The following is a 13,309-nucleotide window of genomic DNA, read 5'->3' on the forward strand; positions in this document are numbered from 1 at the left end:
CTAAAGGTCAATAAAGGAGAATTATATGCAGGAAAAATCTCTAAGAGTATTAGAATTCAACAAAATAAAAGAGAAACTAAAATTTTATGCTGTAACTTCAGGTGGAAAAGAGTTAATTGATAATTTAATGCCATATAATACTTGTTTTGAAGTTAGAAATAAGCTTAAGGAAAGTAATGAGGCTTTAGATATATTAATAAAAAAAGGATCTCCTCCTTTTGAAGGACTGTATGATGTAAGAGATGGTCTTAATAGAGCTGAAAAAGATGGAGTGCTTACAGCGGAGCAATTACTTAGAATTGGAGCAATGCTTAGATGTGCCCGAAGATTTAAAGATTATATTCCAAAGGAAGAAGATGAAATATCGTATCCAAAACTTAAAGATTTAGCTTATATACTAACTCCTATAAAAGCATTAGAACAGGAAATAGAAAATGCAATTGTTTCTGAAGAAGAAATAAGTGATAGAGCAAGTGCAACTTTATTTAGAATTAGAAAAAGTTTAAAAGAAAAAAATGCTTCTGTTCGTGAAAAAATAAATGGAATAGTTAGAGCTAATTCTAAATTCCTTCAAGATAGTCTTTATACTATGAGAGGGGACAGATATGTACTTCCTGTAAAGACTGAATATAAAGGAGCAGTACCAGGTCTTGTTCATGATCAAAGTTCATCTGGTGCAACTTTATTTATTGAGCCTATGAGTCTTGTAAATTTAAATAATGAAATTAAAGAATTATTTTTAAAAGAAAAGGCTGAAATAGAAAGAATATTAACTGAGTTATCAGGAAAGGTATCTGATAATATAGAGGAATGTGTTAATAATAGTAAAATATTATTAGAACTAGATTTCATATTTGCAAAAGGGAAATATGCATCTTCATTAAATGCAATTTGCCCTGAGATAAGTGAAGATAGAAGTTTTGATATTATTCAAGTAAGACATCCATTAATAGACCCAAAGATAGTGGTACCTTCAGATATTTATTTAGGAAAAGAATTTACAGCTATTATGATTACAGGACCTAATACTGGTGGTAAAACTGTTATGCTAAAAACAGTAGGATTAGTTCATTTAATGGCATTAAGTGGTCTTTTGATACCAGCAAGAGATGGCTCAACTGTAAGTTTCTTTAAAGAAGTTTTTGCGGATATTGGAGATGAACAAAGTATAGAACAATCACTTTCAACTTTCTCATCTCATATGACTAATATTGTTACTATAATGGAAAATGCAGATGAAGACTCATTGGTTTTATTTGATGAACTTGGATCGGGAACAGACCCGGTAGAAGGGGCAGCATTAGCAGTATCTATTATAGATACATTAAGAGATAGAGGAACAAGGCTTATTGCTACAACTCATTATAGTGAACTGAAAGGGTATGCTCTTAAAACTGAAGGAATAGAAAATGCTTCAGTTGAATTTGATTTAGAAACACTTAGACCAACTTATAGATTATTAATTGGTGTTCCGGGTAAATCTAATGCATTTGAAATTTCGAGAAGGCTTGGGCTTAGTAATGATGTTATAAGTAAAGCTAAGGATTATATGTCAGATGAAAATTTACAATTTGAAGATTTAATTAGAGAACTTCAAGAAAAAAGTATATTAGCTAATAGAGATGCAAGAGAAGCTAAAAAAATCAAATTAGAGGCTGAAGACATTAAAAAGAAATATGAAGAAAAACTAAATAGGTTAGAAGAAGTAAGAGATAAAGCCTATGAAGAGGCAAGACGTGATGCTAGGGATATTGTAGCAAACGCTAAGGATGAGGCCGATGATATACTTAAAGCAATGAGAGAACTTGAAAAGCTTGGGATAGAACAAGGTGGTAGGAAGAGGCTAGAAGAAGAACGAAAGAAACTTAAGGATGGTTTAGAAGAGCGAGAAAATTCACTTTATAAAATGAAAGAAAATCAAGGGGAAGTTATGGAAAAAGTTACTCTTGGAATGGAAGTGTTTTTACCTTCTCTAAATCAAAAAGTAATAGTTATATCTATGCCAGATTCTAGAGGCGAAGTTCAAGTTGAAGCTGGAATTATGAAAATAAATGTAAAACTAAAAGATCTTAGAAAATCTAATGGAGTTCCAGAGAAAAAAGAGAAAAAAGCAAGAGAAGTAAAGATTAATTTTAGATCTATAGAAAGTAGAGTAGATTTAAGGGGGATGGATTCAGAGGAGGCTTGTTATACAACAGATAAGTACCTAGATGATGCTTACCTTGGGAATTTATCAGAAGTAGTAGTAGTTCATGGAAAAGGAACAGGAGTACTTAGAAATGCAATTAACAATATGTTGAAAAGACATCCTCATGTTAAATCTTATAGATTAGGAGTTTATGGAGAAGGTGGAGATGGAGTAACAATAGTTAATTTAAAGTAGGCGTATAAATATCAGTATTTATATATTGGCTATTTTAAAAAATGGATACTGAAAAGCAAATAGCAATAGTTTTAGGCTATATAAATCGCTTTTTAGTATCCTTTTTTAGTTTATAAAGTTTAATGTGAAAAAAAGATGTAATAATTACATCAAAATAGGAATATGTAGTGGCTAGTTATTTTTAAAAACATGTCTTATAATAGGGGGTAATAATAATAATTATAAGAACTGTTTATTTTAGAAAAACAAGTTGTAAAAGGGGTGGAGAATGTATTTAATTAGTGCATGTTTATGTGGTGTTAATTGTAAATATAATGGGGGTAATAATTTTAATGAAAAGTGTTTAGAATTATTTGAAAGTGGAAAAGGCATACTGATTTGCCCAGAAGAGATAGGTGGATTAAGTACCCCAAGACTTCCCGCAGAAATAAAAGGAGAAGTTAGTGGAATACTAATAGAGAAGAGTAAGATTATAAATAATAAAGATGAAGATGTTAGTGGAAATTTTATAAGAGGTGCTAAAGAGGTCTTAAAAATAGCTAAAGAGAAAAATATACATAAAGCTATATTAAAAGACGGAAGCCCATCTTGTGGAGTTAACTTTATATATGATGGAAACTTTAATGGAAATAAAATTAATGGCTGTGGATTAACAACATACATATTAAAAGAAAATGGTATTAATGTTATAAGTGAGGAACAATTAGGAGGGGTATAAAAATGGGAATTTTAAGTATATTTAAAAAGAAACAAGTGAAAAGAGCTTCGGTTAAAAGAGAAGAAAATGGTGAAAAAGAAGAACTATTAGAGAAAGTAGATAAATATAATGATAATTTTATTAATTTAAATAAGGAAATCGAAGAATTAATTATAAGAGAAGTTTTAAATGTGGTTAAATATCACGATAAATTTGAAGAATTAAAGATTAGAGCAAAGATTGCATCACATAATATAGGCGAAGAACATATTAATTTATTACCAGAATATTTAGCTTGTAAAATAGAAAAACCAGATGAACTAAAAGGGAAGTATGAAGAATTAGGAGAATGGCCAATGGTAGTTGAAAATTCAATTTTAATGATAATTTTTAGCTATAAAGAGAGCGGCGTAGATATATTAACTAAAATAGCATATGGAAATACATCACTTCAATTAAAGGCTATAAATATTCTAGTAAGACTTGCGAAGGAAGAAGTCTCTACTGAAAAAATCATTGATGATATAATGAACAACATAATTAAGTTCAATGATATGGATAAAATAGTTATTTTAGGGTTTGCGTCACAAATAAAAGGAAATAATAAAATAATTGCACTTATTCAACATTTCTATAAGGAATTTTTAAAAGATGGAGATGTTGAAAGTGCTTATGAAACTTTAGTACATCTTATAAATGCAGCTCAAAGATGTACAACTGGTCATTTGAGTTTCTTGAAATTTCTTGCAATGGATAGTGAAAAAATAGATTTAAAAAAAGTAATTGATATAAAAGAAGGAGATAAAGACTTTATTGATGTAATAAACATAAATGAGTTTACTAAAATAAGAGCAACATTAACTTTTTATAATATGAATCAAGAAGATAAAGATATAAATAATATTCTTATTTACTTGAGTAAAAATTATAGAGATGAGGAAGTTAGAAATGAAATAAAAAGATTGTTTGAAAGTAAGAAATGTAAAATTTAATGATTTTTTTAAATTTACAGGTATATTTAATTAAATAGTAAGTGAATTGTAATTTATTTTCTCGTTTAATATAGTATAATAGTCGAATAACAATAATTTAAGAATAGGATTAAGTTAGTAGAGAAATATATAGATTTTCTTTTGGTAGAAAACTTAATATAATGTGAAGGTACTATTCAAAGGAGAGATAATTTTGAATAAGAAAAAAAATCAAAAAATTAATATAAAAAGAATAAAAAGAATAAGAAGAATAAAAAAATCAATAATAACTATGGTACTATTGGGAGTTGTCTTAGGATTAATGGCATATATACCAATTAATATAAAAAAGAAGGCGCTTATAGCGAGGGATGTAGTAGCAAGCGAAAAATTTAAGGATGACATTAATGTTTTAGGAACGTTTAATAGATTAAGAGAAGATAATAAAAGTATTTATGCTTCAGATGAGGTTAGTATAAAAATAAATAGTGAAATAGAAGAAATTTTAGAAGAACTTAAAAATGGAGTTACTGATAAAGTTAAGGAATTGGTGGACAACCTAAATAGTTTATTAGTAGATGTAAGTGCTGGAAATCATAGTGAATTAGAACAGTTATTTAATAAATTAAATGAAGATAAGATGACGGGTTTTACACAGGAAGAGGTCAAAAAAGTTAATACACTAATGGATGAATATAATTTATTAATAAAAGAACAAAAGTATAGTGAAGCAAAGGTAGATTTAGAAGATATTAATACTTATGTTAAAGAGGTCAAAAAAATAGTAGAAACAAGAATAACTAAAGAAGAATATGATAAAAAATCCACTGAAGACGAAAAAAGTAGAAAGGCTACATATATTAATGGGATTTTATTAGTTAATAAGAAAAATGGATTACCAGATTCCTTTGGAGATGCTGAAGACCCAAAGGCTAGAGAAGCCTTTGAAGAAATGAAAAAAGCTGCTGGAAAAGATGGATTATACATTAATGCATTTTCAACATATAGAAGTTTTTGGACACAAAATAGATTATATTGGAACTATGTGGCAAGCTTTGGGCAAGAACCAACTGATACATTCTCAGCTAGGGCAGGTTTTAGTGAACACCAAACTGGTTTAGGATTTGATGTTGGGGGGGCAGATAGATCCCTTTGGGCAAATCAAGAATTTCAATACACAGCTGAAGCTGAATGGTTAAAAAATAACTGTTATAAATACGGATTTATTTTAAGGTACCCAGAAGGTAAAGAGTGGAAAACTGGATTTGTTTATGAATCATGGCACTTTAGGTATTTAGGGGAAGAACATAGTAAAAATTTTAATAATAATAATTTAACTTTAGAAGAATATTTAGGAGTGTAGCCCTAAATGAATATACAAATATAAAAGAGGCAAAGTTTTAAAACTTTGCCTCTTTTATTTTAGGAATATTCAAAGAAATAAGTAATATATAATAAATTGACTTGTTATTTTAAAAAATATTTAATTTATTATAACTACTTTTAAATTTGAAACAGTAGGGTCTTCTGTGCCTTGCACGTAGAGATTAGCACTCTTTAAATCTTCAACATAATCAAGTATATCTTGAGTAACTTCTTCTCCAGGACAAAGTAATGGAATACCTGGTGGGTAAGCAAGCAGAAATTCACCTGAAATTTTGCCAAGACTTTCTTTTAGTGGAATAGAAATTTTATCACTATAGAAGGCTTCTCTTGGATTTAAAATTTTCTTTGGAATAGAAGGAATATCTAAAAAGTCTTGTATATATTTTTTTGTTCCAAAGTGCTCAGAAGATATTTCTTTAAGCGCCTTTAATAATCTATCCATCCCCTCTTTTGTATCACCAAATGAACCAACAGCTAAAGTATTATAGAAATCAGATAATTCCATTTGAATATGATATTTATTTGAAAGTATCATATCAAGTTCAAAACCTGTAATTCCAAGTTCTCTTGATGAAATTGTAAGTTTTGTTGAATCAAAACTATAAGAACCAGGTGAGCCAAGAACCTCTTCTCCAAAACAATATAATCCAGGGATTTTATTTATTTCATCACGAGTATAAACACAAAGTTCAATAGTACTTTGTAAAAGTTCTTTTCCGTGTAATGCTATTTGGCGTCTTGAGCAATCCAAAGAAGCCATTAATATATAAGAGGGTGAAGTTGTTTGCATAAGATTAAGTATTTGCTGAACTCTTTTTGGGTCTATGTATTTACTCTTTACATGTAAAAGCGAAGCTTGAGTTAAAGATCCAATTATTTTATGAGTACTTTGTGCACATATATCAGCTCCAGCCTCTAAAGAAGATAATGGAAGCTTATCTGAGAAAGCTAAATGAGGACCATGAGCTTCATCAACTAATAGAGGGATATTGTGACTATGAACTATTTCAGCAATTTTTTTCAAATCTGTTGCAACACCATAATATGTCGGATTAATAATTAGAACTGCTTTAGCATCTGGATGTTCTTCTAAAGTTTTTTTTACAGTTTCTGGAGGAACACCATGTGCAATTCCCAATTTTTTATCAAGTTCAGGTTGCATAAATATAGGGATAGCACCACTTAAAATAATTCCAGCAGTTATAGATTTATGAACATTTCTTGGAACAATAATTTTTTCGCCATCATTAACAGCAGCCATTATCATTGCTTGGATTGCACCAGAAGTTCCGTGAATTGAGAAAAATGAAGCATCCGCACCATAAGCATCGGCTGTTAATTCTTGAGCTTTTTTTATTGGACCAGTAGGATGATGTAAACTATCTACTAATTTAAAAACTGTAACATCTATTTTAAATGGATTTTCGCCAATAAATTTTTTAAACTCTGCATCTATGCCTACTCCTTTTTTATGACCGGGAACATGAAGTGGCAGTGTATCTCTATCTACATACTCCATTAGTGCACTAAAAAGTGGAGTTTCTTGTTGATTCATTTTATACAATATAGACACCTTCTTTCTTTAGTATTTTCTTGAAAATTATTTTTTTTAATACAAACATTACTATTATATTTTATTAGTAGGAACTATGCAATAAAATACGTAAAAAGAAAAAATAATATAGAAAGAAATATAAATTAATGTATAAAATATCCTCCTTATGCGAATAATATCAGAAGATACTGTAAAAACATTTTAATAATTAGGAGGCTTATCTGTGATAAATTTAGAATTTAAAAAAAGAAATAACATTATTTCGAATAGTGCAAAGAAGGTAAGAAGATCTGGTAAAATTCCAGGGATTTTATATGGAAAGGTAATGAATAACTTTATGTTTGAAGTTGGTGGATTAGAGCTAGGAAAAGAAATTTCAAAGCAAGGAGAACATGGAGTTTTAAATTTCAATATAGATGGAGAAGGTCATAAAGCTTTAGTTAAGCATGTTCAAAGAGATCCTGTAAGTCATAAAATAATTCATTTAGACCTTGAAGAACTAGAAGGTAATCAAACAATTATATCTTCAGTTCCAATTCACTTTGTAGGTGAAGATATGTTAACTAAAAAAGGTGTAGTTATTCAAAAAGAAAAAGATACTGTTAGAGTTGAATGTTTTGCTGATTCACTTCCGAAATATTTAGAAATTAATATTAACCAAGGAATGGTTGGGTCAGTTTATAAATTTGGAGACTTAGAAGTTGCATCTGAAATTTCAATTATAGATGATTTAAACTCAGTTATTGCATCTATTAGCTATGAAAGAAAAACAGTTTCAGATGATATGGTAGCTATAGTAGAAGAAGCTAAAGAAGAAAAAAAAGCAAAATAGAATAAGTTTTGTAGAATTAAGAGTTATAGTGAGGATTTTTATCACTATAACTCTTAATGTTTTATTTCATAATAGTGTGATTTAGTGTATAATATATTATGGTAATTATGTTATTAGGAGGGGAAAATATGTATAAAGAAAAATATGATAATTGGATAAACTCATCAATAATAGATGAAAATATAAAAGAAGAATTAAGAAACATATCAGATGAAAAAGAAATTGAGGATAGGTTCTATAAGGATTTAGACTTTGGTACTGGGGGCCTTAGAGGGATAATTGGTGCTGGTAGTAACAGAATGAACATATATACAGTATCTAAAGCTACACAAGGGTTTGCTAATTACTTAAATGGAAGGTTTAAAAACCCATCAGTATCAATAGCATATGATTCAAGAAATATGTCAATGGAATTTTCAAAATCTGCAGCTTTAACACTTTGTGCAAATGGTATAAAAGTATATCTTTTTGAAGAATTAAGACCAACTCCAATGCTTTCATTTGCGGTAAGATATTTAGATTGCACAGGGGGTATAGTAGTTACTGCATCACATAATCCAAAGCAATATAATGGATATAAAGTTTATGATGAATTTGGTGGACAAGTAACAGATGAAAAAGCTGATATAATTATTAATGAAGTTAATAATATTAAAGATTTTAAGGAAATTAAGACAATAACTGAAGAAGAAGCTTTAAAGAAAGAATTACTTGTTTACATTGGAGCTGAAGTAGACACCGCATATATTGAACTTGCAAAGGGTTTAACTATAAGAACTAATTTAGTTAAAGAAAAGGCAAGTAACTTAAAAGTTATATATACACCTATTCATGGATCAGGAAATATACCAGTAAGAAGAGTTCTAAGTGAACTTGGTTACACTGGAGTTAAAGTTGTTTCAAAACAAGAATTACCAGACGGTAATTTTCCAACAGCATCATATCCAAATCCGGAAGATCCAGCAGTATTTAAGCTTGCATTAGATATGGCTAAAACTGAAAATCCAGATGTTATATTTGCAACTGATCCAGATGCAGATAGAATAGGGGTTGTTGTTAAAGATAGCACTGGAGAATATAAAGTATTAACAGGAAACCAAACAGGTTTATTATTAACAGAGTATATGTTAGAATCTTTAAAAGAAGAAAATAAACTTCCTGAAAATGGAGTGTTAATAAAAACAATAGTTACTACTGAAGGTGCAAGAAAAATTGCTGAAGCTTATAATATAGAAATAATTGATGTATTAACTGGATTTAAATATATAGGTGAAAAAATAAGAGAATTTAAAGAAGCTGGAGATAAAACTTATTTATTTGGGTTTGAAGAAAGCTATGGTTATTTAGCAGGAGACTTTGTCCGCGATAAGGATGCGGTTATAGCAGCTATGTTAATTTCAGAAATGACTCTTTATTATAAAGAAAATGGGAAAAGTTTATATGATGCATTAATAGATTTATATGAAAAATATGGTTACTTCAAAGAAACTTTAGTTTCAATTGAACTAAAGGGAAAAGAAGGACAAGAAAAAATTGCTAGTTGTATAGAGGCTTTAAGAAATTCAATATTAACAGAAGTAGATGGAGCATTAATAGAAACTAAGCTTGATTATAAATTAAGTACAGAAGAAAACATTATAAAAGCTACAAAAACTAAAATTAATCTTCCAAAATCAAATGTTTTAAAATTCATTTGTGAAAATGGATCATATTTTGTGGTAAGACCATCTGGAACAGAACCTAAAATGAAGGTTTATTTATCTATAAAAGGAAGTAGCCTAGAGGGAGCTGAAAAAGATTTAGAAGCTTTTAAAATTAAGGTTATGGAAATAATAGAAGCAAAACTTAATTAATTATTAATGAATTTTCTTAAGAACTCAGCAAAGCTGAGTTCTTTTTGCTTAAATGTAAGTAAATATTATTTGAAAGATGACTAATTATGAGTTATTATAAAAAGATAAAATTAAAACCAAAGGAGTGTAAAATTTGGATTATAAAACTATTTTCAAAGAAAAAATTTCTAAAATGCTATTTTTGGAAATTAATGAAGAGGGATTTAAGAAAAGTATTCAAATGCCAGGGAATATAATTTTGAAAAATAAGGATTTATATATACCTATAAGCTCAGAATACATAACTTCTAATATAAATGATGAAATAAAAATAAAGAATCTGCCTATTTATTACTTTATAGAAGGAATGTTCTTTGCATTAGGTGCAGATGAAAATCTGAGATTTAATGAAGATTATAAAATGATTTTACCATATATAAAGGATACTGATGCTTGTATAAAAACTATTATATCAAAAAAAATAAAAGAAGAAAAATTAGAAGATGCATATTTACTTTTAAAAGGATTATATAGATACTCAAAAGAAACTGAAGTAATGAAAAAACTTTTACTAGTAGGGGAAACTCTAAGAGAAAAAGATAGTGCATTTGAAAGTATATTGTTAGAGGATATTGAGTGTTGTGAAAAAAATCTAATGAAAATACCAGAGGCAGATTTGTATAAAGCTCTTATATTAAAAGATGGAGAAGATTTTCAAGGGGCTAGAGTAGCTTTAAATGAGTATATAAATAAAGGCGGAGAGTTAACAGAAGATGTGAAAAGAGTTATGGTAGATATAAATAATATCTCTGATTATGAAAAGGCTCTTGAGTGTTTAAAGGATGAGCCTGCAAAAGCTATTGGAATGTTATTATCTTTAATAGAAAAATTTGAAGATAATCCATTGATGTATTATTATTTAGCAATTGCGTATAGAAAATTAGAAAATTATGAAAAAGCCATTTATTATTTAACAGAAAGTATTCAAAGAGAAAGTGGGATTTTAGAAGTTATAGTAGAACTTGGCGTAAATTATGCTTGTCTTCAAGATTTTGAGGGTGCAATTAAATACTTTAAAAAAGCCTTTGAAGTTTCAAGAGAAGTTGAAATATGTACTAATATAATTATGTGTTATATTCATTTAAATAAATTAGAAGATGCAAAACTTCATTTAGAAATCGCTAAAAATTTAAAACCTGAAGATGAAATTGTATTAGAGCTAGAGCAAATGCTTAAAAAATAAAAAATAACCTATTTTTCATTATGGAAATGAAAAATAGGTTATTTTTAAAATGTCTAATTATTATAAGTATAGTTACTTTTAACTAAAATAGAAATATGATATTATATTATTGAAGTAGTTTACAATTAGGATAAAGGAGTTAATATGGGATCAAATGATTTTATTAATATATTAGGTTATAAAATTTATAAGAAGACGTTAAAAGAGTGTATGGAAAAGATAAAAACCTTTGAAAAGGTTCATATAATATCAGGAAATCCAGAGGTACTATATACGGGGTTACATAACAAAGTATTATTAGAGAATTTCAAATCAGATAAAGCACTTATAATACCAGATGGTGTAGGGATTCAGATATCTGCTAAAATTTTAAAAACACCTGTAGAGGAAAAAATAGCAGGTATAGAACTTATGAGAGAAATATTAATAGATTGCGAAAACACTGGTAAAGGGATATATTTGCTTGGATCCTCTGAGGAAAACTTAAATGCTTGTATTGTAAATTTAGTTAGGGATTATCAAAAGTTAAATATAGTTGGATATAAAAATGGCTTTTTTGATATGGAAAATCCTAAAGAAATTTTAGAAGAAATAACAATGAAAAAACCTTATGTAGTATTTGTAGCAATGGGGTGTCCAAGACAAGAAAACTTTATTGTTAAATATATGGATATATTACCTACAAAAGTATTTATGGGTGTTGGAGGTAGTTTTGATGTTATAGGAGAAAAAGTAAGCAGAGCTCCAAAATGGATGATAAATATAGGTATGGAGTGGTTTTATAGAGTAGCAAAAGAACCCTGGAGAATAAAAAGACTTGGAAGTATTCCAAGGTTCTTATATTTGGTTATAAGTAAGAAAAGGGTGAAATAATGAGTAAAAATAAAATATTTAAAGCCACATTTATAATTATGATAGTAACAGTGTTTACTAGATGTTTAGGGTTAATAAGAGATAGATTAGTAGGATCGACATTTGGAGCAGGGATGGAAAGTGGGGCATATATTGCAGCAGTTTCTGTATCAGAAGTAGTTTTTACAATAGTAGGACTTGCAATTGCAACTACGTTTATTCCAATACTTAGTGAAATAAAAAGTAAACAAGGTAAAAATAAAATGTTTGAGTTTTCAAACAATATAATTACTATAATAGCTATAATATGTATTTGTCTATCAGTTTTAGGATTTCTATTTACAAAGGAAATAGTAGGTTTAATTTTTTATAATCTTAATTTAGAGACAATGGAGCTAACAATATTGCTTACAAAAATAAGTATTGTTAATATATTACTATTATGTTTAAAAGCTTGTTTTGCATCTGTACTTCAAGTTTGTGAAGATTTTATAATGCCATCTATTTTAGGGTTGTTTTTCAATTTACCAATAATTCTATACCTTATATTATTTACTAATGTAGGTGTTATTGGACTAACAATTGCAAATGTAATAGGAAATCTATTAAGTGTTCTTGTACAACTTCCATCTTTGTATAAGCATGGATTTAAAATAAAACCATTTATAGATTTAAAAGATGAAAGAATAAGAAGAATACTTATACTTATATTACCTGTACTTATAGGGGCAGGAGCAAATTCATTAAATTTAATAGTAGATAAAAGTATTGCAGCAGTCTTTAATGAAATTGGAGGAATAACCATAATAGATTTTGCGCAAAAATTAGTTGTTTTCACTAATGTAGCTATAACAACGTCTATAGTCTCTGTAATGTATCCTTTAATGGCAAATAAACTTAATTCAGGTGATAAAAAAGGATTTTTAGAACATTTATCAAAGGGAATTGTTGTTATATCATTATTTTTAATACCAATAATGATGGCATTTGTATTTTTAAGAGTAGAAGTTATAAGCTTAATATTTGGTGCTGGTGAATTCGATACCCCAGAAACAATATTAATTACGTCAACAGTATTTGCAGCATATGCCTTGCAACTACCTTTTTCCGGCGCAAGAGATATTTTAAACTCGTCATTATTTTCAATGCAAAAAACTAAAATAACTGCAATAAATGGAGTTATTGGTGTTTCTATAAATATAATTCTAAGTTTGATATTATCTAAATATATTGGGGTATCTGGTATTGCAATAGCCTCTTCAATAGCGGCAGCTGTAACAGCTATACTATTATTTAATTCAACAAGAAAATTAATAGGTGATTTTAATGCGAAAAATATGATTATAAAACTTTTAAAGATTGCATTAGCATCAACTATAATGATAAGTACGCTTTATATAATTAATAAAATTATAGTTGTTAATAGTGATTTTATTATTTTAGCAGTTAACGGAATAATAGGAATAATTATTTTTGCAATAGTGTGCAAATTTATGAAAATAGAAGAGTTTGATGAAGCTACATTAATGATTACAAAGAAACTAAGAAAAAGGTAGGA

The 13,309-nt window shown here is 28.2% G+C and carries 10 protein-coding genes; 9 read left to right on the plus strand and 1 reads right to left on the minus strand.

Features of this window, described 5'->3' with window-relative positions; genetic code table 11:
- The first annotated feature begins 25 nt into the window (after positions 1-25).
- From BLS77_RS02740 to BLS77_RS02755, 4 genes are all read left to right on the plus strand, one after another.
- On the plus strand, positions 26-2,383 hold the full coding sequence (locus tag BLS77_RS02740; protein ID WP_089965581.1) for an endonuclease MutS2: 2,358 nt from the start codon (positions 26-28) through the stop codon (positions 2,381-2,383).
- Positions 2,384-2,651: 268 nt separating this feature from the next.
- Positions 2,652-3,101 (plus strand): 2-thiouracil desulfurase family protein, encoded by a 450-nt coding sequence (locus BLS77_RS02745; RefSeq protein WP_089965583.1) that lies wholly within the window; start codon positions 2,652-2,654, stop codon positions 3,099-3,101.
- 2 nt (positions 3,102-3,103) lie between these two features.
- Entirely contained in the window at positions 3,104-4,072 is a 969-nt protein-coding gene (locus BLS77_RS02750; protein ID WP_089965587.1) for a hypothetical protein, read from the plus strand.
- A 193-nt stretch (positions 4,073-4,265) separates the two neighbouring features.
- The gene (locus BLS77_RS02755; protein WP_242873916.1) at positions 4,266-5,414 is read left to right on the plus strand and encodes a M15 family metallopeptidase; all 1,149 of its coding nucleotides are present in this window, start codon (positions 4,266-4,268) and stop codon (positions 5,412-5,414) included.
- 120 nt (positions 5,415-5,534) lie between these two features.
- Here the strand turns inward: BLS77_RS02755 and BLS77_RS02760 are convergent, their stop codons facing one another.
- A complete protein-coding gene (locus BLS77_RS02760) occupies positions 5,535-7,001 on the minus strand; it encodes an aminotransferase class I/II-fold pyridoxal phosphate-dependent enzyme (RefSeq protein WP_175490745.1) in 1,467 nt (488 codons plus the stop codon).
- A gap of 214 nt (positions 7,002-7,215) precedes the next feature.
- On the opposite strand from BLS77_RS02760, the gene BLS77_RS02765 reads away from it, so the two are divergent.
- From BLS77_RS02765 to murJ, 5 genes are all read left to right on the plus strand, one after another.
- The gene (locus BLS77_RS02765; protein WP_089965589.1) at positions 7,216-7,824 is read left to right on the plus strand and encodes a 50S ribosomal protein L25; all 609 of its coding nucleotides are present in this window, start codon (positions 7,216-7,218) and stop codon (positions 7,822-7,824) included.
- A 128-nt stretch (positions 7,825-7,952) separates the two neighbouring features.
- On the plus strand, positions 7,953-9,677 hold the full coding sequence (locus BLS77_RS02770) for a phospho-sugar mutase (protein WP_089965592.1): 1,725 nt from the start codon (positions 7,953-7,955) through the stop codon (positions 9,675-9,677).
- Between the two features lie 133 nt (positions 9,678-9,810).
- The gene (locus BLS77_RS02775; protein ID WP_089965595.1) at positions 9,811-10,899 is read left to right on the plus strand and encodes a tetratricopeptide repeat protein; all 1,089 of its coding nucleotides are present in this window, start codon (positions 9,811-9,813) and stop codon (positions 10,897-10,899) included.
- Between the two features lie 144 nt (positions 10,900-11,043).
- Entirely contained in the window at positions 11,044-11,772 is a 729-nt protein-coding gene (locus BLS77_RS02780; protein WP_089965597.1) for a WecB/TagA/CpsF family glycosyltransferase, read from the plus strand.
- Positions 11,772-13,307, plus strand: a complete 1,536-nt coding sequence (gene murJ / locus BLS77_RS02785) for a murein biosynthesis integral membrane protein MurJ (RefSeq protein WP_089965599.1) — start codon at positions 11,772-11,774, stop codon at positions 13,305-13,307. The genes BLS77_RS02780 and murJ overlap by 1 nt, the downstream gene beginning before the upstream one ends.
- Positions 13,308-13,309 lie beyond the last annotated feature (2 nt).

This window comes from Clostridium gasigenes, assembly GCF_900104115.1.
GTDB lineage: Bacteria > Bacillota > Clostridia > Clostridiales > Clostridiaceae > Clostridium > Clostridium gasigenes.

Excerpts from the sequence above, each read along its gene's own strand:
- BLS77_RS02740 (WP_089965581.1), top strand. The coding sequence starts at position 26 with ATGCAGGAAAAATCTCTAAGAGTATTAGAATTCAACAAAATAAAAGAG.
- BLS77_RS02745 (WP_089965583.1), top strand. The coding sequence starts at position 2,652 with ATGTATTTAATTAGTGCATGTTTATGTGGTGTTAATTGTAAATATAAT.
- BLS77_RS02750 (WP_089965587.1), top strand. The coding sequence starts at position 3,104 with ATGGGAATTTTAAGTATATTTAAAAAGAAACAAGTGAAAAGAGCTTCG.
- BLS77_RS02770 (WP_089965592.1), top strand. The coding sequence starts at position 7,953 with ATGTATAAAGAAAAATATGATAATTGGATAAACTCATCAATAATAGAT.
- BLS77_RS02780 (WP_089965597.1), top strand. The coding sequence starts at position 11,044 with ATGGGATCAAATGATTTTATTAATATATTAGGTTATAAAATTTATAAG.
- murJ (WP_089965599.1), top strand. The coding sequence starts at position 11,772 with ATGAGTAAAAATAAAATATTTAAAGCCACATTTATAATTATGATAGTA.